This window comes from Polaromonas sp. P1_F2 (assembly GCF_056405735.1).
Window position 1 is genome coordinate 87,054 of record NZ_JBFUBN010000016.1, and the last position, 22,504, is coordinate 109,557.

The 22,504-nt window shown below is 65.9% G+C and carries 21 protein-coding genes; 13 read left to right on the plus strand and 8 right to left on the minus strand.

What is annotated here, in order from left to right; translation table 11 throughout:
• Window positions 1-21 precede the first annotated feature (21 nt).
• The gene (dacB, locus tag AC1D0O_RS23465; protein WP_477655891.1) at window positions 22-1,539 is read right to left on the minus strand and encodes a D-alanyl-D-alanine carboxypeptidase/D-alanyl-D-alanine endopeptidase; all 1,518 of its coding nucleotides are present in this window, start codon (window positions 1,537-1,539) and stop codon (window positions 22-24) included.
• A gap of 111 nt (window positions 1,540-1,650) precedes the next feature.
• Between dacB and tsaB the strand changes: the two genes are divergently transcribed.
• From tsaB to AC1D0O_RS23480, 3 genes are read left to right on the plus strand one after another with little or no spacing between them, the layout of a single operon-like run.
• Window positions 1,651-2,409, plus strand: coding sequence for a tRNA (adenosine(37)-N6)-threonylcarbamoyltransferase complex dimerization subunit type 1 TsaB (gene tsaB / locus AC1D0O_RS23470; protein ID WP_477655892.1), 759 nt, complete (start codon window positions 1,651-1,653; stop codon window positions 2,407-2,409).
• On the plus strand, window positions 2,406-2,885 hold the full coding sequence (rimI, locus tag AC1D0O_RS23475; RefSeq protein ID WP_477655893.1) for a ribosomal protein S18-alanine N-acetyltransferase: 480 nt from the start codon (window positions 2,406-2,408) through the stop codon (window positions 2,883-2,885). The genes tsaB and rimI overlap by 4 nt, the downstream gene beginning before the upstream one ends.
• Window positions 2,882-3,643, plus strand: a complete 762-nt coding sequence (locus AC1D0O_RS23480; protein WP_477655894.1) for a uracil-DNA glycosylase family protein — start codon at window positions 2,882-2,884, stop codon at window positions 3,641-3,643. The genes rimI and AC1D0O_RS23480 overlap by 4 nt, the downstream gene beginning before the upstream one ends.
• 7 nt (window positions 3,644-3,650) lie before the next feature.
• Here AC1D0O_RS23480 and AC1D0O_RS23485 read toward each other — a convergent pair whose 3' ends face one another.
• Complete coding sequence (locus AC1D0O_RS23485; RefSeq protein WP_477655895.1) at window positions 3,651-4,538, minus strand: DMT family transporter; 888 nt, start codon at window positions 4,536-4,538, stop codon at window positions 3,651-3,653.
• Window positions 4,539-4,732: 194 nt separating this feature from the next.
• Here AC1D0O_RS23485 and pyrF point away from each other — a divergent pair, with 194 nt between their 5' ends.
• Window positions 4,733-5,569, plus strand: a complete 837-nt coding sequence (gene pyrF, locus AC1D0O_RS23490; protein ID WP_477655896.1) for an orotidine-5'-phosphate decarboxylase — start codon at window positions 4,733-4,735, stop codon at window positions 5,567-5,569.
• 616 nt (window positions 5,570-6,185) lie between these two features.
• Here the strand turns inward: pyrF and AC1D0O_RS23495 are convergent.
• Genes AC1D0O_RS23495 through AC1D0O_RS23515 form a run of 5 tightly spaced genes read right to left on the minus strand, consistent with a single transcriptional unit; the run spans window position 6,186 to window position 12,131 of the window.
• A complete protein-coding gene (locus AC1D0O_RS23495) occupies window positions 6,186-7,007 on the minus strand; it encodes an amidohydrolase family protein (protein ID WP_477655897.1) in 822 nt (273 codons plus the stop codon).
• A 40-nt stretch (window positions 7,008-7,047) separates the two neighbouring features.
• Complete coding sequence (locus tag AC1D0O_RS23500; protein WP_477655898.1) at window positions 7,048-8,055, minus strand: NAD(P)-dependent oxidoreductase; 1,008 nt, start codon at window positions 8,053-8,055, stop codon at window positions 7,048-7,050.
• 41 nt (window positions 8,056-8,096) lie between these two features.
• Complete coding sequence (locus AC1D0O_RS23505; protein ID WP_477655899.1) at window positions 8,097-9,146, minus strand: LacI family DNA-binding transcriptional regulator; 1,050 nt, start codon at window positions 9,144-9,146, stop codon at window positions 8,097-8,099.
• A gap of 40 nt (window positions 9,147-9,186) precedes the next feature.
• Window positions 9,187-11,100: a TRAP transporter large permease gene (locus AC1D0O_RS23510; protein ID WP_477655900.1), complete on the minus strand. Its 1,914-nt coding sequence runs from the start codon at window positions 11,098-11,100 to the stop codon at window positions 9,187-9,189.
• A 2-nt stretch (window positions 11,101-11,102) separates the two neighbouring features.
• Complete coding sequence (locus AC1D0O_RS23515; protein WP_477655901.1) at window positions 11,103-12,131, minus strand: TRAP transporter substrate-binding protein; 1,029 nt, start codon at window positions 12,129-12,131, stop codon at window positions 11,103-11,105.
• A gap of 437 nt (window positions 12,132-12,568) precedes the next feature.
• Here AC1D0O_RS23515 and AC1D0O_RS23520 point away from each other — a divergent pair, with 437 nt between their 5' ends.
• From AC1D0O_RS23520 to AC1D0O_RS23555, 8 genes are all read left to right on the plus strand, one after another.
• The gene (locus AC1D0O_RS23520; protein ID WP_477655911.1) at window positions 12,569-14,173 is read left to right on the plus strand and encodes an ABC transporter substrate-binding protein; all 1,605 of its coding nucleotides are present in this window, start codon (window positions 12,569-12,571) and stop codon (window positions 14,171-14,173) included.
• A 51-nt stretch (window positions 14,174-14,224) separates the two neighbouring features.
• Window positions 14,225-15,289 carry an ABC transporter permease gene (locus AC1D0O_RS23525; RefSeq protein ID WP_477655902.1) on the plus strand — a complete coding sequence of 355 codons (1,065 nt, stop codon included), beginning with the start codon at window positions 14,225-14,227 and terminating at the stop codon, window positions 15,287-15,289.
• A complete protein-coding gene (nikC, locus tag AC1D0O_RS23530) occupies window positions 15,286-16,200 on the plus strand; it encodes a nickel transporter permease (RefSeq protein ID WP_477655903.1) in 915 nt (304 codons plus the stop codon). Before AC1D0O_RS23525 ends, nikC begins: the two co-directional genes overlap by 4 nt.
• Window positions 16,197-17,048 carry an ABC transporter ATP-binding protein gene (locus tag AC1D0O_RS23535; protein WP_477655904.1) on the plus strand — a complete coding sequence of 284 codons (852 nt, stop codon included), beginning with the start codon at window positions 16,197-16,199 and terminating at the stop codon, window positions 17,046-17,048. Before nikC ends, AC1D0O_RS23535 begins: the two co-directional genes overlap by 4 nt.
• A gap of 20 nt (window positions 17,049-17,068) precedes the next feature.
• Window positions 17,069-17,830, plus strand: a complete 762-nt coding sequence (locus AC1D0O_RS23540) for an ABC transporter ATP-binding protein (RefSeq protein WP_477655912.1) — start codon at window positions 17,069-17,071, stop codon at window positions 17,828-17,830.
• A gap of 83 nt (window positions 17,831-17,913) precedes the next feature.
• Window positions 17,914-18,882: a dipeptidase gene (locus AC1D0O_RS23545; RefSeq protein ID WP_477655905.1), complete on the plus strand. Its 969-nt coding sequence runs from the start codon at window positions 17,914-17,916 to the stop codon at window positions 18,880-18,882.
• Between the two features lie 27 nt (window positions 18,883-18,909).
• Complete coding sequence (locus AC1D0O_RS23550; RefSeq protein WP_477655906.1) at window positions 18,910-19,356, plus strand: acyl-CoA thioesterase; 447 nt, start codon at window positions 18,910-18,912, stop codon at window positions 19,354-19,356.
• Window positions 19,357-19,379: 23 nt separating this feature from the next.
• Entirely contained in the window at window positions 19,380-20,285 is a 906-nt protein-coding gene (locus tag AC1D0O_RS23555) for an EamA family transporter (protein ID WP_477655907.1), read from the plus strand.
• On the opposite strand, the gene AC1D0O_RS23560 is transcribed toward AC1D0O_RS23555, so the two are convergent.
• Entirely contained in the window at window positions 20,272-21,222 is a 951-nt protein-coding gene (locus AC1D0O_RS23560; RefSeq protein WP_477655908.1) for a LysR family transcriptional regulator, read from the minus strand. The two genes, AC1D0O_RS23555 and AC1D0O_RS23560, sit on opposite strands and share 14 nt — an antisense overlap.
• Before the next feature lie 100 nt (window positions 21,223-21,322).
• Between AC1D0O_RS23560 and AC1D0O_RS23565 the strand changes: the two genes are divergently transcribed.
• A complete protein-coding gene (locus AC1D0O_RS23565) occupies window positions 21,323-21,967 on the plus strand; it encodes an NAD(P)-dependent oxidoreductase (protein ID WP_477655909.1) in 645 nt (214 codons plus the stop codon).
• Window positions 21,968-22,504: the final 537 nt, after the last annotated feature.

The following is a 22,504-nucleotide window of genomic DNA, read 5'->3' on the forward strand; positions in this document are numbered from 1 at the left end:
GGATAACTCGGGCCTTCGGGCCTAGCGTGCGACCTCTTTCACGGTCCATTCCAGCAGCGCATCCAGCGCGGGCCGCGCGGCGCCGGCGTTCGGGTGGTTGACCATGCCCACGATGATGTAACGCGTGCCGCTGCTGCCGTTGGCATAGCCGGCGATGGCGGTCACGTCGCGCAGCGATCCGGTCTTCAAAAAAGCCTGTCCCGCGACACTTTTGCCTCGCTCGCGTAGCGTGCCGTCCACGCCAGCCACGGGCAGCGAATCGGCCAGGTCGGCGGCCAGCGGGCTTTTGGCGGCGTGCTGCAGCAGTGCGGCCAGGCCGGCCGCGCTGATGCGTTCGCTGCGGCTCAGGCCCGAGCCGTTGTCCATCACGGGGGGTGTGGTGCCCGGCAGGGTTTTGCGCCACCAGGCGGCCAGCGCGGCATGCGCCGATTCCAGCGTGCCGCTTTTGGGCTGGCCCAGGCTCGCATGCAGGCCCAGCGTCAGGAACAGGTGCTGCGCCATGATGTTGTTCGAGTACTTGTTGACGTCGCGCACCATCTCCACCAGCGGCGCCGAGGCATAGTCAAAGCGCGCGGGCGCCTTCTGGCCCGACAGCGTCCCGCTGCTGCGCAGCATGGCCAGTTCGGGAGGCGTGGCGTCGCGCACCGTGCCGGTCAGCAGCCCGCCCAGCTGCCGCCATGAGCCTTCAATGGCGCGCGCCGCGAAGCTGTTGGGGTCGGCATAGGCGCTAGGCCAGATTTTTTCGCCGCAGGCCGAGGGGTAGGTGCCCAGGAATTCAATCGTGGCGGGGTTCTCGACGCTGGCGCGCAGCTCGCTGCGCCAGTCGCCGCAGCGGCCCACGCGCACCATGGGCACGCTGCCGGCCACTTCCACGCCCGCCAGCGGCGGCTCATAGCGCACCAGCGCGCGCTTGTTCGGGATGTCCGGCGTGAAGGTCATCACCAGGGTCTTGAAATTGATCAGCAAGGCATCGGGCCGCGCGTTGTAGGGCCGCAGCGGCTCGCCGTCGAACTCGCCCGGGTCGACGGCGGGCACGCTGAAGGCGCTGCGGTCCAGCACGATGTCGCCGCGTATCGCCCGCGCGCCGCCGGCCTGCACTTCGGCCAGCAGGGCCTGCAGGCGCTCGACCACCAGCTTGGGGTCGCCGCCTCCGCGCACCACCATGTTGCCATTGAGGAGGCCGCCCGAGAGGCTGCCGTCCAGCAGCACCGTGGTTTTCCAGGTGAAGTCGCGGCCCAGGGCGTCCAGCGTTGAATAGGTCGTCACCAGCTTCATGACCGAAGCCGGGTTCATCGGCGTGTCGATGCGCCAGCTCAGGCGCGGCACCGGCTTGCCGCTGGCCGCTTCGACCACCAGCATGGACACCGCGTCGCGCGGTACCTTGGCGCGCGCCAGGGCTTTTTCAACCGGGGCGGGCAGGCGCGGGGCTTGCGCCAGGGCGGCTCGGGGGACGAAGGGCAGGGCGGCGATCAGCGCGGCGGCCAGCAGGCGCAGCGCAACAGGGTGCGGCGTGCGCGGGCGCGGCGGGTCTTGGGTCATGCGAGGATTATCGCGGCAGCCCACCGGCCATTGGCGGGGATAATCGGGTGCATATGCCCGGTAGTCCTTGATTCAAGCGCTGCCGGCCCCTGGTAGACCCGCTCCGACCGAATGCCGCAATTCCTCAAATTCCTCGCCTTTGACACCAGCACCGACCGCATGTCGGTGGCGGTGACCGACGGCGTGCGCAGCTGGCAGCACAGCGGCCCCGGCGGCGCGCAGGCCTCGACCACGCTGATCCCGGCCATCCTCGCGCTGCTGGCCGAGGCCGGGCTGGCACTCGGCGAGCTGGACGCCATCGCCTTCGGGCGCGGGCCGGGCTCCTTCACCGGCCTGCGCACCGCCTGCGCCGTGGCGCAGGGCCTGGCGCTGGGTGCACGGGACGGCGCGGGCATGCCGGTGCTGCCCATAGACACGCTGATGGCCGTGGCCGAGGAAGCGCGCTTTCAGCAGGCCGGCGCGCCGGCCGCCGAACGGCCGTTCGGCATCACGGCGCTGCTGGATGCGCGCATGGACGAGATGTATGTCCAGCGCTTTGAATTCAGCGGCGGGCAGTGCCGCGCGCTGGGCGAATGCGAACTGGTCCGGCCCGAGGACTTTGTGCCCGATGCCGCCGTCGACCTGCTCGCCGGCAATGTGTTTTCGGTCTACGCGGATCGCCTGCCGGCCGGCATGCCGGCGCAGGCCGAGGCCCTGCCCACGGCCGCCGCCCTGCTGCGCCTGGCGCCCGTACTGGCCGCCGCCGGGCAGTGTGTCAGCGCCGACCTCGCCCTGCCGCTCTACGTTCGGGATAAAGTAGCGCTCACCACCGAAGAGCGCGAGCGGGTCAAGGCCGCCAAACTCGCCGGCGCGCCCTCTCTTTCACCATGAACGCCATCCTCAAGCCCCTCGAAGCCCAGTTCGAAGCCATGACACCCGCATGGCTGGACGCGGTGGTGCGCGTGGAACAGGGCGCTTACGACCACCCCTGGACCCAAGGCAACTTCACCGACTCGCTCAATGCCGGTTACCAGGCGCAGCTGCTCACCGGCGGCAACCCGCCCAATGCCGAACTGCTGGGCTACTTCGTGGCCATGAAAGGCGTGGACGAGGTGCACCTGCTCAACATCACGGTCGCGCCCCAGCACCAGCGCCAGGGCTGGGCCCGCATCATGCTCGATGCGCTGGCCATCTGGTCGCGCGCGCAGGGCGCGCAATGGCTGTGGCTGGAGGTGCGCGTGAGCAATGTGCGCGCCAAGGCGATCTACGAGCGCTACGGCTTCCGCCACGTCGGCACGCGCCGCAATTACTACCCGAACGGCGCATCGGCGCGCGAAGACGCCGTCGTCATGAGCCTGGCCCTATGAGCCTGGACCTCGACAAACGCCATCGCGCCATGCTGCGCGAGATGGGCGTGCGCGTGTGGCTGCCTGTGTCGGAACCTGCTGCTGTTACCGCTGCCGAGGCAGTGGTGGAGGCAGCGCTTGCCCCGCAGGAAACCAGGCCGGCGCCGGCTCCCGCCGTGCGTGAAGCCCCGCCGCCTGTGCGCACCCCGCCTCCCCGCCCACCGGTGGTGGCCGCGCCGCCAGCCGAGGCGCGCGAAGCCTCCGCACCAGCCGCCGGCGCCTGGAGCATGGGTGCCGCGCAGGCGCTGTACGCCGACGCCGCCCATGCCGAGGGCGCGCGCTGGCTGGTGCTGGCCGAAACGCCGGCGGCCGCGCTGCAGCGTGAACCTTTCAATCCGTTTGAGGGCGAGGCCGGCAAGCTGCTCGACAACATGCTGCGCGCCGCCCGTTTGCACAAGGCCGGCGTGGTGCTGCTGGCACCGCTGGTGCGCGGCGCGGCCGCCGGTGTGGGCGCCGCCCTGCCCGAGGCCTTGCCGGCCCTGCTGGCCAGCGCGCAGCCCGACGTGGTGCTGGTCATGGGCCGCCTGGCCGCACAGGCTTTGCTGCAGTCCAGCGAGCCCTTCGGCAAGCTGCGCGGCCAGGTGCACGGCCTGCACGGCGCTCACACGGTGGTGACTTACGACGCCACTTATTTGCTGCGCAACCCCTCCGACAAGGCCAAGGCCTGGGACGACCTGTGCCTGGCCATGAGCCGTGTGGCCGGGCCTGCCGTCGGCTGAGACCGCTTCAGGCCTTGGCGGCGTCCCGGCTGGGCGCCAGCACCGAGGCGATCGCCGCCACCATCAACACCACCGCCGCCCAGTCCTGCCAGTGCAGCACTTCGCCCAGGCCCAGCGCGCCTGAGAACACGCCCAGGATGGGAATCATCATCACGCTCAGCGTCGAGGCCACAGGCGGCAGCGCGCGCGCCAGCGTGAACCAGGCCGCGTGGGCAAAACCGAAGATCAGCACCGCGTTGTAGAGAATCGCCGCCCAGGCCGTGGGCGAGGGCGCCTTCCACTGCGGCCGTTCAAAGACGATGCCCAGCACGGTCAATATGACAGCCGTCATCACCGTCATCCAGAAGGACAGCGTCAAGGTCGCGGCCTGTATCGTGGTCTTGCGCAACATCTGTGTGCCCAGCGCCCACACGGCGGCCGCCACCAGCGCGCACAGCACGCCCAGCGGCCGGCCCGACAGGTTGGTCAGTTCATACCAGAGCAGCAGGGCAACACCGAGCGCTGCGGCCGCAACACCCAGCCAGTTGCGGGCTTTCAGCTTCGCGCCGAAAAACCAGGCTCCGAGCAGCGCCGAAAAAATCGGCATGGTGTAGCCCAGGATGGCGGCGCGCCCGCTGCTGAGGTTTTTCACCGCCAGAATGATCAGCGCATGCCAGACAAACATATTCGCCGCCGCCAGCCAGAACAGCTCGCGCCACTTGTCACGCGGCACGAAGAACGGCACCTTGAGCCGCACCATCGCCAGCCCCAGCACCGGAATCCCCAGCCAGATTGAAATCGCCCGGAAAGTCAGCGGCGGATAGTCCGCGATGCCCATCTTCATCACCGGCCAGTTCAAACCCCAGACCAGGGTGAGCAGGACCAGCAGGACGAGTTGGCGTTGGGAGAGTTGCATGGGTGGGTGCGGCGGACGATGAAGAGTGCCGCTATTGTCCGGGCAGCAAGGAAATCTTGCTGCGGGCGTGTATGGCCCCCTTTCTCTACCAGCCGGGGCCGCGGAACTGGCTTTGCCAGGCCGCAGGCGCAGCGGCCCCCTCGGGGGGCAGCGCATTACACGAAGTGAAAAGCGTGGGGGCCTAAAATACCACTATGAATTTCCTCGACATGCTGGGCGCCGCAGAACGCCAGAACCATTCCATGCTCTGCGTCGGCCTGGACCCGGAGCCGACCAAATTCCCCGGCAAGCTCAAGGGTGACGCCAACAAGATTTACGATTTCTGCGCTGCGATTGTCGACGCCACCGCCGACCTGGTGATTTCCTTCAAGCCGCAGATCGCCTACTTCGCCGCCCATCGCGCCGAAGGCCAGCTCGAACGCCTGATGGAACACATGCGCCGCGTCGCGCCGCAAGTGCCCATCATCCTGGACGCCAAGCGTGGCGACATTGGCTCCACCGCCGAGCAGTACGCGAAAGAAGCGTTTGAGCGCTACGGTGCCGACGCGGTGACGCTCTCGCCCTTCATGGGCTTTGACTCGGTCGCGCCGTATTTGAAATACGAAGGCAAGGGCGCGTTTTTGCTGTGCCGCACCTCCAATCCCGGCGGTGACGATCTGCAGAACCAGCGTTTTGCTTCCATCGAAGGCCAGCCGCTGCTGTATGAACACGTGGCGCGCCTGGCGCAGGGGCCGTGGAACCTCAACGGCCAGTTGGGCCTGGTGGTGGGGGCGACTTACCCGGCGGAAATTGAGCGTGTGCGTGCTGTTGCGCCTGTCCTGCCCTTGCTGATTCCTGGTGTGGGGGCGCAAGGTGGGGATGCGGTGGCCACCGTCAAAGCCGGCTGGCGGGCCGGGGCGCCCATCATCGTGAATTCTTCTCGGGCTATTTTGTATGCGTCCAGTGGGGATGATTTTGCTGAGGCCGCTCGGCGGGAAGCTGTGAGGACTCGCGATGTCCTGGAGGCGGCTCGCGGGGAGGCTTCGAAATAGGCCGGGTCTTGCTCCGGCGGTGCGCCCTCTGCATAGGGTTGCTGGCCGGGAGTCGCCCGGCATGCGACTCACTTTTTTTGCTTCGCCAAAAAAAGTAAGCAAAAAAAGGCGACCCGCAGTCTGGGTCCCTGCGCTTCGCTACGGGCAACCTGCGGTGCTCGAGCCAAGCGGGGTCCGGCTAAACTCGCCTTCGGCTCAGACAACGCCGGCCCTGATCCGCTTGTCTCTGCGCTCCTCGGCCCAGCCAGGACGGGGCAATCGGGAGCGGAGACAGAAGACAAATACCAAAGAACAAACCAAGACAAACAAGGACTCGCCGTGGCGAGTCCTTGTTTCTTAGGTATTGGTATTCACTCCCCACCCCTTGTGGATGCGCCGAGGAGCGCAGGGCCAGACGGATCAGGGATCGCGTTGTTTGAGCGAAGCGAGTTTAGCGAGACCCCGTCTGGACCGAGCACCGCAGGTTGCCCGCAGCGAAGCGAAGGGACGCAGCAACCAGGGTCGCCTTTTCTTTTGCTTACTTTTCTTTTGGCGAAGCAAAAGAAAAGTGAGTAGCTGCCGGGCTACCCCCGGCCAGCAGGATTCAGCAGAATACCCAGTCGTAAGAACAATCCAATCACCTGAAGCCGTACAACTGCGCCGGGTTATCCACCAGGATTTTTTGTCGCGTTGCATCGCTGCTGGTCCAAGAAAACAGCAAATCATACAAATCCACTTCCGACGGCGCCGGATCCCGTCCCGGATGCGGCCAGTTACTCGCCCAGAGGCAGCGTTCCGGAAATTTCTCGGCCAGCGTGCGCGCGATCAGGCTGACATCGTCATAGCCGGGCGCGCCAACCTTGGAGGTTTCATAAGGCGCCGACAACTTGATCCACACCTTGCCGGTGTCCAGCACACGCAGCAGCGACTGGAATGAAGGATGGCCCGGCTTGACCGGTTCGAGGAATTTGCCGTTGTGGTCTATCACCAGCTTGCAGGGCAGGCGCTTGAGTACCTCTTCATGCTCGGGAAAATCGCGGCCGTCCAGTTGCAGGTTGACCATCCAGTCCATCGCGGCCAGCCGCGCGGCCATGGGTTCCAGCGAACGCCACTCCAGCACCGGATTGATCATCATGTAACGCACGCCGCAGATGCCGCCGTCATGCAGGCGTCGCAGTTCGGCATCCGTCACCTCGGGCGCCACCAGCGCGATGCCGCGGCCCGACTCGCCGAGCTGCGCCACGGCGTCCAGCGTGCAGCTGTTGTCAAAGCCGTAAGCCGAGGGCTGGACGATGACCGCGCGGCTCAGGCCCAGGGCCTTTTGCACTTCGCGGTAGGTCGACACCGGCAGATGCGGTGGCACCCAGGCCACATTGGGGACCATGGGGTATTTGTCTTCGTAGATGTGCACGTGGCAGTCGCAGGCGCCGGCGTACATGGTGTTCTGGGTGGCTTGCATGAAAAAAGCTTTCGCAAAAAAGTGGAAGTGACGGCGTAGTTCAGGCTGTTTGCGGCGCCTGGGTGGCCTGTTGCCAGCGCGCGGCCTGCGCGGCGTTCACAGCACCTTTGGGCGCGCGGCCCTGAAGCAGTTCGGCCACCTGGGCCACCGTCTCCAGCGCCTGGTGTTCCACCGCCGGCGGCGTGAGGCCACCTATGTGCGGCGAAGCGATCACGCGCGGGTGCGCGGCCACACGCGGCGAGGGCATCTGGTCGGGCGCGCGGCCCACGTCCACCGCGCAGCCTGCCAATGTGCCGGCATCGAGCGCCGCCAGCAGCGCTTCGTCATCGACCAAGTTGCCGCGCGAGGCGTTGATAAAAAACGCACCGGGCTTCATGGCCGCGAAGGTGGCGGCATTCATCATGTTCTCGGTGGCCTCGGTCGCGGCGGCCAGGCAGACCACGTAGTCGGAGCGCTGCAGCAGCGGCAGCAGCTCGGCCTGCTCGAGTTCCTTGCGGTTTGTGGGCGTGTAGGGGTCGTACACCACGATGCGCATGCCCAGCGCGAGCGCCACGTCGCACAGGTAGTGGCTGATCTGCCCATAACCGATGACACCCAGCGTCGCGCCGCGCAGCTCTCGGCCCATGGCGGGTATCACGGGCCGGCCGGCGTGGTAGTCGGCCGCGGCCCTGCTGATGTGGCGGCTCAGATCGATCATCGCGCCGATGACCCATTCGCTGACCGAGGCGATAAACCCCGCGCTGGCCTGGGTGACCAGCACGCCGTGGCGGCTGGCGGCCGCCACGTCGATGTTGCGGATGTCGATGGCGCAGCGCACAAAGGCCAGCAGCCGTGGCAGGCCGGCGAACAGGGCCTCGTCGCCCACCGTCTGGCGGTAGGAGATGATGACCTCGCAATCGCCGGCCAGCGCGGCCAGCTCGGAGGAGGAGAGGTCGGTGTCGCCTGGATTGAAGCGCACGTCGGCAATGGCCTTGAGCGCGGCGATGGCGCGGTCGCCGAAGTAGTGTGCGAGCTTGCTCTGGGGATGGCTGACAAAAACCGTTGTCATTCAAAAACCTTGTGTTCTGTCTGTCTCAAAGTCAAAAAAAGTCAGCGCTTGCCCGCGCGGTATTCGGCAACCGAGTCGCGCGCCACGAGCGTGGGCTGGAAAATGAATTCCTGTGTCTCTATGGACGGGTCGGCCAGCCGGCTCATCACGCGTTCGACCATGACCTGCGCCATCTCGGGCACCGGCAGGCGCACGCTGGTCATGGCCGGGTGCATCAGCGTGGAGAGGAAGACGTTGTCGATGCCGATGACCGAGACGTCTTCGGGCACGGCCAGGCCCGCGTCGCGAAAACCCGCCATCAGGCCGAAGGCCATCAGGTCGTTGACGCCTATCACGCCGGTGGGCCTATCCGGCAATTTGGCCAGCAGGCTGGCCTGGGCGCGGCCCACTTCGCTCATCATCGAATCGCCATACTCGTCGACCGGCGTGCCCTCGACGACGCGGGCGCTGGCTTCCAAGCCCGCGGTTTTGGCGGCCGACAGGAAGCCGGCAATCTTCTCGTTACGGCTCATGGTGCGGCCGGCCGGCGTGACAAAAGCCAGGCGGCGGTGGCCCAGGTCTATGAGGTGCTGCGTGGCGATGCGCGCCGACTCGAAGCTGTCCACCGTGACGTGGTCGACGATGGAACGCATATTCGGCGTGGCGCGCCTGTCGTAGCTCACCATCACCATTCCGCGTTCGGCCGCGGCCTCCACGTGCTGCTCGTCGATCAGCGAGGAAATGATGATCACGCCGCGCACGCCGTGCGCCAGCAGGTCGTCGAAGAAGCGCGTCTCCTTGTCCCTGTCGCGGTAGGTGTTGCCGATCATGATGCGAAAGCCGTAGCGCTCCTGTGCCAGGGTCTCGATCTCGCGCGCGATGAAGCCGTACATCGGGTTGGCCATGGACGGCACCAGCAGCCCTATCAGCGGCGTGTAGCCGGTCTTCAGCTGGCGCGCCGTGGAGTTGGGCCGGTACTTGAGCTCGGCGATGGCGGCCTCCACGCGCGCCAGCGTCTCGGCGGCCATGCGGTTGGCGCGGCCGTTGAGCACGTTGGACACGGTGCTGGTGGAAACCCCGGCCAGGCTGGCGACATCTCGGATCTTGCTCACGTTTTTTGTCCTGTCTTTTTGAATGCGTCTGCTGGCATTTTCACAGGCCCATGCGGGTCGGCAGCCACAGCGAGAATTGCGGCACCAGCACCAGCAGGATAAGCGTGACGAACAGCACCGCCAGGTATTTCATCATGGGCCGGGCCACGTCCTTGACGTGCGTGCCGGTGATGGCGCAGGTGGCGAACAAGCCCAGCCCGACCGGCGGCGCGAACAGCCCCAATCCCATGGCAATCACCATGACGGTCCCAAAATGTAATGGATTGACACCCAGCTGGGAGGCAATCGGCGTCAGCAGGGGCCCGAAAATGATTAGCGCGGGCGCGCCCTCCAGCACGGCACCGAAGACGATCATGATGAGCACCGAGAGCAGCACGAACATGGTGCTGCCGTAGGAATGCGCAAAGCCGATCATGAAGGTCGACAGGTATTGCGGTATCTGCTGGATGGTCAGCGCAAACGACACGCTGGACGCCGCCGCGACGATGAACAGGATGCCGCCGGCCATGGAGGCCGAGCGCACAAAGAGCTGCGCCACCGACTTGACCGTGAGCTCGCGGAACGCCAGCCAGCCCACCACCAGCGCATAGACCACGGCGAAGGCCGAGACCTCGGTGGAGGTCGCGACGCCGGAGGTCACGCCCTTGCCTATCATGGCTACCATCACCAGCGCCACCATGGCGCCGCCCAGCAGGCGAAACATCGGTGTGCGCACATCGAAGGCTTCGTCGGGGTTGATGCGCGTGCCCACATAAATCGTCACGGCCGCCAGCGACAGCGCCAGCACCGCGGCGGGCACCAGCCCGGCCATGAAGAGGCCGGCAATCGAGATGTTGGCGACAAAACCCATGATGATCATGTTGATGCAGGGCGGAATCGTCTCGGCCATCACGGCGGTGCAAGCCAGGAGGCCGGCAGTTTCGTTCGGGTCCTGTTTGGTCTTGCGCACGGCCGGCATGATGATGCCGCCCACCGCCGCGATGTCGGCCAGCTTGGAGCCCGAGACGCCCGAGAAGAAAGCGGTCGCGGTGATGGTGATCAGCCCCAGCCCCCCGCGCACCCGGCCGAACATGCGCAGCAGCAGCTCGATAAGGCGGGATGACATGCCGTTGGACTCCATCAGCAGCCCGGCCAGCACGAAGAAGGGAATCGCCAGCAACACGTAATGGTCGGTGCCGGCCATCACCTGCTGCGAATACACCAGCATGGGCAGGGACGGGTCGGCCATGAAGAAGACCAGCGACGACAGCCCCAGCACAAAGGCGATCGGCACGCCCAGCAGCAGGCCGCCGACGAAACCCACGGTCAGCAGCATCCAGGGCTTGATGGCTATGCCGGGCAGCAGCATGTTCCAGCCCACCACCGCCGCCACCATGGCGATGCCGACGCCCAGCGTCGACCACACCACGCGCGAAGGGCCGTTGACCGCGTTGGCCAGGCCGAACATCGTCATGAACAGGCTGCCGATGACCACCGGGAAGGTGTAGATCCACTGCGGCAAGCCTATGGGCGTGGTGCTGGACCAGGAGTCCACCAGCAGGCCGACGGAGGAAACGAAAAGGCAGGCCGACACGGCCACGATGATCCAGCTCGCGAACTGCATCAGCGCCGGTTGCCAGCGCGCGGGCAGCAGGCCGCGGAAGATGTCCACACCCACGTGCTGGCTGCGCGCCAGCACCGTGGCCGCGCCGAAGAACACCAGCACGATCATCAGCGCGCGCGCCACCTCCTCGGCCCAGTCAAAGGGCTCGTGCAGGAAGTAGCGGAACACCACCGAGACGAACACCACCAGCACGTCGACGGCCAGCACCACGCCCGCGGCGTATTCGGTCATGCGCATCAGCCAGGCCAGCCAGCGGCCGGGCGAATGGCCGACGCTGAAGCCCGGTGCGGACGCGTGCGCCGGGTTATGCGAGAGGGCTTCGGGCAGGGCCGCGGACATGCTGGCTTCCATGCTCAGCTCCGCGCCGCGCTGATCGCCGTGAACAGCGGCGCGGTTTCAGGGTATTGCTTGGCAAAACCTGCCCAGAGTTTGGTTTCCATTTCCTTGCGGACTTGGTCGCGCTCGTTTTTGGCCATGGGCGTGAACGTGATGCCGAGCTTCTTGAGGTCTTCGATGCCCTGCAGGCCTTTGTCGGTGCCGGTCTTGCGCAGCTGGACGGTCGAATCGGCGGCGGCCTTCATGAAAGCCGGGCGCAGCTCGGCCGGGATCCTGTCAACGCCGCGCTTGCCCATGATGCAGACCATGGGGCTGAACAGGTGCTCGGTCATCCAGCAGTGCTTGACGACCTCGTTGAGCTTGCTCGCCAGCACCGTGCCCGAGTCATGCTCGAAGCCGTCGACCACGCCGGTCTGCGCGGCCATGTAGAGCTCGCCGAAGGAAATCGGCGTGGGAATCGCGCCCATGATCTTGAAGGTCTCGATAAAGGCCGGCGTCGGCAGCACGCGCAGCTTGACGTTCTTGATGTCGGCCAGCGACTTGACCGGCTGCTTGGTGTAGACGTTGCGCGCACCGTAATGGGCGCTCCAGGTGATGACCTGGCAGCCCGTGCTTTTCTGCAGCATCTCGTTGAGTTTTGCGCCCACGCCGCTGTCCAGCGCCTTGGCCACGTGCTCGTAGCTGTCGAACAGGTAGCCGAGGTCCAGCATGCCGAGCTGCGGCGTCACCGTGGCCCAGATGGACGAGCCGGTCAGCATCATGTCGATGGAGCCGACCTTGACCTGCTGCACCACGTCGCTTTCCTTGCCGAGCTGGTTGTTGGGGAAGTAGTCGATGCGGATCTTGTCGCCTACGGCCTTCTTGAGGTTGGCCTCCATGAGCTGCTGCCAGGCGAAGTGCGAGGAATTGAGGTCGGGCAGATGCGCGGACGACAGGCGCAGCGCGACGGTGGACTGGGCTTTTGCCAGGCCCGAAAACCCCGTCGCCATGGCAACGGAGGCGGCGGACGTGGTCTGGACGAAGCGGCGGCGTGAGAGTGAAGTCATTTTTGTCTCCTGAGGTGTTTTGCGATGCGCTGGGCATCTCGGCGTGCTGTCGGGTTCGTTGTAGAACGATTTACTGTATCGTTACACTAAATTCCCAGTCAAGCCGGGGAGACGGGGTTTTGATAGGTGTTTTCCTCCGTAAACGGGTGTTTTCGAACCGTTTGGAAAGCCGGAGCCCAGCCTCGTGAAATCTGCGCAGGAAAACCCGACGCCCCTTTTTGGGTCACTCGGCAATCGCGGAAAACCCGGGTCTTGACGAGACCCCGCAGCGGCGCAGAATGCATCAGCCTGCCAGCTTGTATGTACAAGTTACAGGCAGCAACAAGCGGGGTGTGGGCACGGTTCGTGCTCACCTCCAGGGCTCCGTGCGCAGTCGCCACAAGCGGTGCAGCGTATTTTTTTGAACCGTCCAACCGAAGGAAATCATCTTGAACCACATGCTTCCCCTCCTCAGCCGCCGGGTGCTTTGCGCCACAGCAGCGGCCGCCATGCTGGCCTGCGGCGCTGGTGCCGCCCTGGCCGCCACGCCCAAGGACACGCTGGTGCTGGCCTTCGGTTTTGACGACATCATCACCATGGACCCGGCCGAGGCCTTCGAGCTGTCCGCCGGCGAAATCATGGGCAACACCTACGACCGCCTGCTGCGCCTGGACGTCAACGATCCCTCCAAACTGGTCGGTGACGTGGCCAAGTCCTGGAACGTCTCGGCCGACGGCAAGACCTACACCTTCGAGATCAAGCCCGGCATCAAGTTCGCCTCGGGCAACCCGCTGACGGCCGAGGAAGTGGCCTACTCATTGCAGCGCGCCGTGATGCTGGACAAATCCCCGGCCTTCATCCTGACGCAGTTCGGTTTTTCCAAGACCAACGTCAAGGACAAGATCAAGGCCACCAGCCCGACCGTGCTGACCATGGAGACCGACAAAGCCTATGCGCCGACCTTCGTCTTCAACTGCCTGACGGCCAATGTGGCCGGCATTGTCGACATGAAGCTGGTGCAGTCCAAGGAGGTCAATGGCGACTGGGGTTATGCCTGGCTCAAGACCAATTACGCCGGTTCCGGGCCGCTCAAGCTGCGCGAATGGCGCGCCAATGAAATCGTGGCGCTGGAGCGCAACGACAACTACTACGGCCCCAAGCCCAAACTGGCCCGGGTGATCTACCGCCACGTGAAGGAGTCGGCCACGCAGCGCCTGCTGCTGGAAAAAGGCGACATCGACATCGCCCGCAACCTGAGTCCGCAGGACATCGCGGCACTCTCGGCCAACAAGGACGTGAAGCTCACCTCCACGCCCAAGGGCACTGTCTACTACATCAGCCTGAACCAGAAGAACCCCAACCTGGCCAAGCCCGAAGTGCGCGAGGCCATGAAGTACCTGGTCGACTACGGCGCGATCGGCGATACGCTGGTCAAGAACATCGGCGTGATCAACCAGAACTTCCTTCCGCAAGGACTACTGGGTGCCAGCACCGACAAACCCTACAAGCTCGACGTGGCCAAGGCCAAGCAGCTGCTGGCCAAAGCCGGCCTGCCCAACGGCTTCAAGGTCACCATAGACATGCGCACCATCCAGCCGGTGCAAGGCATCACCGAGGCCTTCCAGCAGACTGCCAAGCAGGCCGGCATTGACATCGAGATCATTCCCGGCGACGGCAAGCAGACCTTGACCAAGTACCGCGCGCGCACCCACGACATGTACATCGGCCAGTGGGGCGCTGACTACTGGGATCCGCATTCGAATGCCGACACCTTCACGCGCAACCCCGACAACGCCGACGACGCCAAGGCCAAGCCGCTGGCCTGGCGCAATGCCTGGGCAATTCCCGAGCTGACCAAGCAATCGGACGCCGCCGTGCTCGAACGCGACGCCGGCAAGCGCAAGAAGATGTATGAAGAGCTGCAGGCCGAGTTCCGCAAGACCAGCCCCTTCATCATGCTGTACCAGCAAACCGAGGTGGCGGCCTTCCGCAACAACGTGGACGGCCTGAAGCTGGGCCCGACCTTCGACAGCAACTATATGTTCAACGCGTCCAAGCGCTGACAGCTGTTAGCTCCACCGACTTTGGCCATCCCCGACCCCACAGCTGCCGGCATGGCGCCGCTCACCGCGGTGAGCGCGCGCACTGCGGGGCAACGCCTGACGCCGCACGCCAAGAGCTTCGGTAATTTCCTGGTGGTGATTTTGCTCACCTACCTGGGCCTGCTCGCCGTGACCTTCTTCATAGGCCGGGTGATTCCCATAGACCCGGTGCTGGCCATCGTGGGCGACCGGGCGCCGGCCCATGTGATCGAACGTGCACGCCAGGAACTGGGGCTGGACAAACCGCTTTACCAGCAGTTCTACATCTACCTCGGCAAGGTGCTCAAGGGCGACTTCGGTGTCTCGGTGCTGACCGCCAACCCCGTGATGACGGACATCAAGCGCGCCTTTCCGGCCACGCTGGAGCTCGCCAGCCTGGGCATATTGATAGGCGCGGGCCTGGGCGTTCCTCTGGGCGTGTGGGCGGCTGTGCGGCGCGGCAAGCTGGTGGACCAGGTGGTGCGCGTGATCGGCCTGGTCGGTTATTCAGTGCCCATCTTCTGGCTCGGGCTGATGGCGCTGGTGGTGTTTTATGCGCGCCTGGGCTGGGTGTCGGGGCCGGGACGCATCGACGTCACCTATGAATACACGCTCACGCCCGTCACCGGCCTGCTTTTGCTCGACACCGCCATGGCCGGCGAGTGGGAGGCTTTCCGCAATGTGTTTTCGCACCTGATACTGCCGGCCTCGCTGCTCGGGTACTTCGCGCTGGCCTACATCAGCCGCATGACGCGCTCCTTCATGCTCAACGAGCTCGCGCAGGAATACGTGATCGCCGCGCGCGCCAAGGGCCTGTCGGAGTCGCGCATCATCTGGCGCCACGCGCTGCGCAATGCCATGGTTCCGCTGGTGACGGTGATTGCGCTGTCGTATGCGGGCCTGCTTGAGGGCTCGGTGCTGACCGAAACCGTGTTTGCCTGGCCGGGCCTGGGCCTGTACATCACCAACTCGCTGCAGAACGCCGACATGAACGCGGTGCTGGGCGGCACCATCATCGTGGGCTCGATTTTTGTGGGGCTGAATTTGCTCTCTGACGTCTTGTACAAGCTTCTCGATCCAAGGACGCGAATCCGATGAGCTCGAAGGTTGCTTTCCTGCGCGACTGGCTCGCCACCGACAGGCCGGGCTCACGCCGCCAGGCCTTTATGGGCCGGGTGTACCACGGGTGCCGAGATTTTTCGCGCAACCGGCTGGCGATGCTGGGCCTGCTCATCGTGCTGGGCCTGGTCGGGGTGGCGATCTTTGCCGACCTGCTGGCGCCTTATTCAGCCTATACCGGCGACCTGCGCACCACGCGGCTGTTGCCGCCCTCTTGGGCGCACTGGTTCGGCACCGACGACCAGGGGCGCGACATCCTATCGCGCATCATCATCGGCTCGCGCATCACGCTGATGGTGGTGATCCTGGTGGCGGTGCTGGCTGCGCCGCTGGGCCTGATTGTCGGCACCGTGGCCGGTTATGCCGGCGGCTGGGTCGATGCGGTGCTGATGCGCATCACCGACATCTTTCTGGCGTTCCCGCGCCTGATCCTGGCGCTGGCCTTTGTCGCGGCGCTGGGCCCCGGCATACAGAACGCGGTGATCGCCATCGCCATCACTTCCTGGCCGCCTTACGCCCGCATGGCGCGGGCCGAGACGCTGACGATACGCCAGACCGACTACATCGCCGCTGTGCAGTTGCTGGGCGCCTCGCCCTGGCGCATCGTGCTGGGCCACATCATGCCGCTGTGCCTGTCCTCGGTGATCGTGCGTGTCACGCTCGACATGGCCGGCATCATCCTGACGGCCGCGGGCCTGGGTTTCCTGGGCCTGGGCGCGCAGCCGCCCATGCCGGAATGGGGCGCGATGATCGCCAACGGCCGGCTCTATGTGCTGGATCAATGGTGGGTAGCGGCCGCGCCCGGCGCCGCGATTTTTGTCGTGAGCCTGGCCTTCAACCTGCTGGGAGACGGCCTGCGCGACGCGCTGGATCCCAAGGCCGCGAAATGACGACGAACTCCGCAACACCCCTGCTGGTCGTAGACGACCTGCGCGTCAGCTTCCCGCGCCGCGACGGCGGCATGACGGAAGCGGTGCGCGGTGTCTCTTTCACCTTGGGCCGCGAGCGCCTGGGCATCGTCGGCGAGTCGGGATCCGGCAAGTCGCAGACCGGCCGCGCCATCATGGGGCTGACCGCACCGGAAGGCCGTATCAGCGCCAAACGCCTTGAATTTGCCGGCGTGGACCTGCTCCGCTGCGCACCGGCCCAGCGCCGCGAGTTGCGCGGCGGCCGTATCGCCATGGTGCTGCAGGACCCGAAGTTTTCGCTGAACCCGGTCATGACCATAGGCGCGCAGATCGTGGAGACGCTGCAGGCGCATACCCGTGTTTCAACGGCGGAAGCGAAAAAACGCGCGCTCGCCGCGCTGGAGTCGGTGCGCATCGACGACCCGGCGCGCGTCTGCAAGCTCTATCCGCATGAGGTGTCGGGCGGCATGGGCCAGCGCGCGATGATTGCCATGATGCTGATCGCCGACCCCGACCTGCTGATCGCGGACGAGCCGACCTCGGCCCTGGATGTGACGGTGCAGTTGCAGGTGTTGTCCATCCTCGACGCCCTGGTGGCCGAGCGCGGCATGGGTTTGATCCTGGTGTCGCACGACCTGCGGCTGGTCTCCACCTTCTGCGACCGCATCCTGGTGATGTATGCCGGCCGGGTGGTGGAAGAGTTGGCTGCCGGCGGCCTGGCGAACGCGCAGCACCCCTACACGCGCGGCCTGATGGCTTGCCTGCCGCAGCTGGGCAAATCGACGCATCCGCTGGCCACGCTGGACCGCAAACCGGAGTGGGCGCTGTGAGCCCGGCCGCATCCAGCGCGCTGGGCCTGGAAGCCAGCGGCCTGCGCGTGGTCTACGACGGTTTTGTCGCGGTTGCCGACACCTCGTTTACCGTGGCCCCCGGCGAAAGCTTCGGCATCGTCGGCGAATCGGGCTCGGGCAAGTCCACGGTGCTGCGCGCCATTTGCGGGCTGGCGCCGCGCACGGCCGGCACGGTCCGGTTGCTCGGCCAGGACAGCGCACCCGGCAGCAAGGCCTTCAGGCGGCAGGTGCAAATGGTGTTCCAGGATCCCTATGGTTCGCTGCACCCGCGCCACACGGTGGACCGCATCCTGGCCGAGCCGCTGGCCATCCACGGCATCACCGATGCGGAAGCGCGCATTGAGCGCGCGCTCGAGGAGGTCGGCCTGGGCACGGGCTTTCGTTTTCGCTACCCGCACCAGCTCTCGGGCGGGCAGCGCCAGCGCATCGCGATCGCGCGGGCCCTGATCCTGGAACCGCAAATCCTGCTGCTGGACGAACCCACTTCGGCGCTCGATGCCTCGGTGCAGGCCGAGGTGCTGAATCTGCTTGAGGAACTGCGCCGCCGACGCGGCCTGACCTTCATCATGGTGAGCCATGACCTGGCCGTCGTCACCCACCTGTGCGAGCGGCTTATGGTGATGCAGCGCGGCCAGACGGTGGAAATGCTGGCCTCGGCCGACCTCGCGGCGCACAAGGCCAGCAACGCCTACACGCTGAGCCTGATGGAGGCTTCCACCGGCTTCAAGCGTCACACGGCCGAGGCGACAGCCGCCGTGTAAATCGTTACCGCGCCCCGCTGGCGCGCCGGCTGGCCGCGTGCTTTAATTTCTTCTCATCCTCTTTAATAACAAACGCCGCCGCCATGATCCACTGGGAAGCCCATGCCTGCCTGCCGCTGCACCCGGCGGCCGATTTTTCGCCCCTCGATTCGCTGCGCGCGGCGGGCGTCAACTACGTCTCCATCAACGTCGGCATGGACATGAACCCGGTGGCGCAGATCATGGCGGTGATCGCCGCCTTTCGCGCGAAGATCGCGGCCAACCCCGAACGCTACCAGCTGGTGTCCAGCGTGGAAGAAATCCGCGAGGCCGCGGCGGCGGGGCGGCTTGCCATCGGTTTTGACCTCGAAGGCGCGATGCCGCTGCAGGAGCATCCCGAGATGGTGGCGCTGTACCGCGACCTGGGCGTGCGGCAAATCCACTTCGCCTACAACCGCAACAACAGCGTGGCCGATGGCTGCCACGACGAGGCGCGCGGCCTCACGCCGCTGGGCGTGCGCATGGTGCGGGCCGTCAACGAGGCCGGGATGTTGATGGACTGCTCGCACACCGGCCGCCGCTGCAGCCTGGACATCATGGCGGCCTCGTCAAAGCCGGTGATCTTCAGCCACGCCAACCCGCTGGCGCTGGTCGAGCACGGCCGCAACATCAGCGACGAGCAGATACGCGCCTGCGCCGCGACCGGCGGTGTGGTCTGCGTCTCGGGCGTCTCGGCCTTCCTGGGCACACGCACGCCCACCGCCGACGACATGGCGCGGCACGTGGCCTATGTGGCCGGCCTGGTTGGCGCGCAGCATGTGGGCATAGGCCTGGACATCAGCTTCCGGCAGGACGAGCTCAACGACAACCCGCCCGGTGACTACGACCCCACCTACTGGTGGCCCAAGTCGGCCGGCTACAACCGCGCCGTGCAGCGCACGGTATATACGCCTGTCGAGACCTGGCAGCTGCTGCCTGACGCGCTGCGCCAAGTGGGACTGGACGAGGCCGGGATCGAAGGCGTGATGGGCGACAATATGATGCGTGTCGCCGCCACCGTCTGGCACGACTGAACATCCCGCAACCCACCGGCAGCCCCCATGTCCTCCATCACCCTCCGCTTCCTGGCCGAACCCAGCACCGTCAACTTCGGCGGCAAGGTGCACGGCGGCACCGTCATGAAATGGATCGACGAGGCAGGTTATGCCTGCGCCACCAGCTGGGCCAAGCGCTACTGCGTCACCGTCTCGGTGGGCAGCATCCGCTTCCAGCGTCCCATCATGATCGGCGACCTGGTCGAAGTCGAAGCCCGCCTGGCCTACACCGGCACGACCAGCATGAACATCTCGGTGGAGGTGCGCGCCGGCGACATGAAGGTCGGCCAGATGCAGGTCATCACCGAGTGCCTGGTGGTGTTTGTCGCGGTGGACCTGGACGGCAAGGCCTTGCCCGCCCAGGAATGGCGGCCCGAGACGCCCGGCGACGTTGCGCTGGCCCAGCGCGTCAAGGCGCACCTGGACGCCGCGCGCAACATGCAACTGGGCTGAGCCGCGCCCCACTCCCAATCCCGATGCAGAACAATGCCCTGACGGGCCGCGACCTCGCGGCCGCCCTCATGGTCGTCATGCTGTGGGGCGTCAACTTTGTGGTGATGAAATTCGGGCTGCGCGACTTCACGCCTTTCCAGTTGGGCACCGCCCGCTACGTATTCGCGGTGCTGCCGCTGGTGCTGCTGGTCCGCCCGCCCAAGGTGGCCTGGAAGTGGGTCGCCGGCTACGGCCTGCTGCAGGGCGTGGGGCAGTTCGGTATCTTGTTTTTCGCGCTCAAGGTCGGCATGACGGCAGCGTTAGCCTCGGTGCTGCAGCAGACCCAGGTGTTCTGGACCGCGCTGTTCGGTTTTGTGCTGCTGCATGAACGCGCCAGCCGCCCGCTGCAGATGGGCCTGGTGCTCGCGGCGCTGGGCCTGGTCTGCTTCGCGCTCAACTACATGGGCACGGACGGCGGCGGCGCGACCACGCCGCTGGGCTTTGTGCTTACGCTGTGCGCGGCAGCCATGTGGGCCATGTCCAACATCGTGGCGCGGCGTGTGCAGCAGACCTACAAGGACTATTCGCCGCTGGCTTTTGTGGTGTGGAGCAGCCTGGTGGCCGTGCTGCCTTTTGCGGCGCTGTCCTGGGCTTTCGATCCCGAAGCCCTGCGCTGGCACTGGCTGGAGGCGCGCGCCTCCAGTTGGGCGGCGGTGGCCTACCTGGGCTGGGCCGCCACCATCCTGGGCTACGGCTTGTGGACGAATCTGCTCAAACGCCACCCCGCGAACCGCGTTGCACCCTTCAGCCTGGGCGTGCCTGTCGTGGGCCTGGCCACCGGCATGCTGGTGCTGGGCGAGGTCGTCACGCCCTGGCAGTGGGCCGGCGTCGCCTTTGTGGTGGCCGCGCTGGCGTGTGTGATGCTGGGCGGGCTGGTCAAGCGGCGTTAGCGCTTCGGGCGGCGGCAGCTATGCCGCCGTTGTCCTGTCGGGCGGCAAACCAGGCTGCCAGTAAATCCAGCGTATGCCGCACTTTGGCCGGCTGCTCCCCGCGCCGCGGTGTCACGGCATAAAGCGGCATGTCCGTCATCCGCCAGCCGGGCAGCACCGGCAGCAGCCTGCCGTCGGCCAGCGCCTGGCGGTCGTCTTCACTCACCGCCATGCTGATGCCCCAGCCTGCCACGCACAGCGCATGCACGGCCGTGACCTGCGAGGCCTGCACACGCGCCTCCAGCCGCAAGGTTTCACGCTCGCCGCCGGGGCCTTCCAGCTCGAGCATCTCCGCCCCCGTGTTTTGCGGCCGGCTGGCCAGCCAGTCGTGCTGCAGCAAATCCTGTGGGTGCGCGGGCCAGCCGCGCTCGCCCAGGTAGGCCGGTGAGGCGCACAGCACGCGCGTCATGCTGCCCAGCTTGCGCGCCACCAGCGATGAGTCGGCCAGATGCCCCACTCGCAGGGCGATGTCCACCCGCTGCTCGATCAGGTCGATGACGGTGTCGTCCAGCAGCAGCCGCAGGCTGAGCTTGGGATGGCCGCGCAGCGGCGCCAGCGCCGATGCCAGCAGGCCGCCGAAGCCTATGGGCGCAGCCAGCCGCAACTCGCCCTCGGGCTCATCGCGCAGGCGCACCAGCGCCTGTTCGGCCTGGCGCGCGGCGCCCACCATGGCGGCGCAACCCGCGTGGTAGCGCTCGCCAGCCTCGGTCAGCGTCAGGCGCCGGGTCGAGCGGTGCAGCAGGGCCAGGCCCAGTGCCTGCTCGAGCTGGCGCAAATGCTGGCTCACGGCCGACGGCGTCATGCCCAGCCGGCGCGCCGCCGCCGTCAGCGACCCCGCCGCCACGACCTCGGCAAAGACGGCCATGCGTTTGAGTTGGTCCAGGGATTTGTCGCTCATTGATTAGCAATACTTAAGAGTGTTGGCGAATTTTGCCAACTATTCAGTTACTTGTGAAGCAATCAAACTAGTGGCTTCTTTCATCAACAGGGGAATTTCCATGAACATCGCACTCATAGGCGCCACCGGTTTTATTGGCGCACCGATTCTTTCCGAGCTGCTGGGCCGCGGCCACAAGGTCACCGTGCTGGCCCGCAACCCCGGCAAAGTCGCGCCGCAAACCGGCCTCAAAGTCGTGGCCGCCGACGCACTCGACGCCGACCAGGTCGCCAAGGCCGTGGCCGGCCATGACGCCCTCATCAGCGCCTACAACCCCGGCTGGGGCGAGCCGAAGATTTATGACCTGCACCTGCAGGCCAGCCAGGCCATCGTGAAGGGCGTCAAGCAGGCCGGCCTGAAGCGCCTACTGGTGGTGGGCGGCGCCGGCAGCCTGTATGTGGCGCCCGGCCTTCAACTGGTGGACACGCCGGAGTTTCCCGCCGAGTACAAACAAGGCGCGCTGGCCGCGCGCGAGGCGCTGAACCAGCTCAAGCTTGAAAGCTCGCTGGACTGGAGTTTTGTTTCGCCTCCCATCGGCTTGGCGCCCGGCGAGCGCAGCGGTAAATACCGGCTCGGCGGCGACGAACTGCTGGCCGGTCAGGGGGATAAGCCGGCTGGTATCTCTGTGGCTGACCTGGCCGTGGCCATCGTGGATGAGGTTGAGGCGCCTCGGCATGTGCGACAGCGGTTTACTGTGGCCAATTGAGGCTGATTGGCCTTGCAGCGATTGGCCGGGTCTTGCTCCGGCAACGCGCCCTTCGCGGAGTCCGGCTGGCCGGGGGTTGCCCGGCAGCAAGTAACTTTCTTTTGCTTCGCCAAAAGAAAGTCACCAAAGAAAAGGCGACCCGCAGTCTGGGTCCCTACGCTTCGCTACGGGCAACCTGCGGTGCTCGAGCCAAGCGGGGTCCGGCTAAACTCGCTTCGCTCAGACAACGCCGGCCCTGATCCGCTTGTCTCTGCGCTCCTCGGCCCAGCCAGGACGGGGCAATCGGGAACGGGAACAGAAGAAAAAAATACCAAAGAACAAACCAAGACAAACAAGGACACGCCACGGCGTGTCCTTGTTTCTTCAAGTATTGGGTATTCCTATCCCCACCCCTTGTGGATGCGCCGAGGAGCGCAGGTCCAGACGGATCAGGGATCGCGTTGTTTGAGCCGAAGGCGAGTTTAGCGAGACCCCGTCTGGACCGAGCACCGCAGGTTGCCCGCAGCGAAGCGGAGGGACGCAGCAACCAGGGTCGCC

Coding starts and splice junctions, on each gene's coding strand:
- dacB (WP_477655891.1), bottom strand. CDS start 1,539: ATGACCCAAGACCCGCCGCGCCCGCGCACGCCGCACCCTGTTGCGCTG.
- tsaB (WP_477655892.1), top strand. CDS start 1,651: ATGCCGCAATTCCTCAAATTCCTCGCCTTTGACACCAGCACCGACCGC.
- rimI (WP_477655893.1), top strand. CDS start 2,406: ATGAACGCCATCCTCAAGCCCCTCGAAGCCCAGTTCGAAGCCATGACA.
- AC1D0O_RS23480 (WP_477655894.1), top strand. CDS start 2,882: ATGAGCCTGGACCTCGACAAACGCCATCGCGCCATGCTGCGCGAGATG.
- AC1D0O_RS23485 (WP_477655895.1), bottom strand. CDS start 4,538: ATGCAACTCTCCCAACGCCAACTCGTCCTGCTGGTCCTGCTCACCCTG.
- pyrF (WP_477655896.1), top strand. CDS start 4,733: ATGAATTTCCTCGACATGCTGGGCGCCGCAGAACGCCAGAACCATTCC.
- AC1D0O_RS23495 (WP_477655897.1), bottom strand. CDS start 7,007: ATGCAAGCCACCCAGAACACCATGTACGCCGGCGCCTGCGACTGCCAC.
- AC1D0O_RS23500 (WP_477655898.1), bottom strand. CDS start 8,055: ATGACAACGGTTTTTGTCAGCCATCCCCAGAGCAAGCTCGCACACTAC.
- AC1D0O_RS23510 (WP_477655900.1), bottom strand. CDS start 11,100: ATGGAAGCCAGCATGTCCGCGGCCCTGCCCGAAGCCCTCTCGCATAAC.
- AC1D0O_RS23515 (WP_477655901.1), bottom strand. CDS start 12,131: ATGACTTCACTCTCACGCCGCCGCTTCGTCCAGACCACGTCCGCCGCC.
- AC1D0O_RS23520 (WP_477655911.1), top strand. CDS start 12,569: ATGCTTCCCCTCCTCAGCCGCCGGGTGCTTTGCGCCACAGCAGCGGCC.
- AC1D0O_RS23525 (WP_477655902.1), top strand. CDS start 14,225: ATGGCGCCGCTCACCGCGGTGAGCGCGCGCACTGCGGGGCAACGCCTG.
- nikC (WP_477655903.1), top strand. CDS start 15,286: ATGAGCTCGAAGGTTGCTTTCCTGCGCGACTGGCTCGCCACCGACAGG.
- AC1D0O_RS23535 (WP_477655904.1), top strand. CDS start 16,197: ATGACGACGAACTCCGCAACACCCCTGCTGGTCGTAGACGACCTGCGC.
- AC1D0O_RS23545 (WP_477655905.1), top strand. CDS start 17,914: ATGATCCACTGGGAAGCCCATGCCTGCCTGCCGCTGCACCCGGCGGCC.
- AC1D0O_RS23550 (WP_477655906.1), top strand. CDS start 18,910: ATGTCCTCCATCACCCTCCGCTTCCTGGCCGAACCCAGCACCGTCAAC.
- AC1D0O_RS23555 (WP_477655907.1), top strand. CDS start 19,380: ATGCAGAACAATGCCCTGACGGGCCGCGACCTCGCGGCCGCCCTCATG.
- AC1D0O_RS23560 (WP_477655908.1), bottom strand. CDS start 21,222: ATGAGCGACAAATCCCTGGACCAACTCAAACGCATGGCCGTCTTTGCC.
- AC1D0O_RS23565 (WP_477655909.1), top strand. CDS start 21,323: ATGAACATCGCACTCATAGGCGCCACCGGTTTTATTGGCGCACCGATT.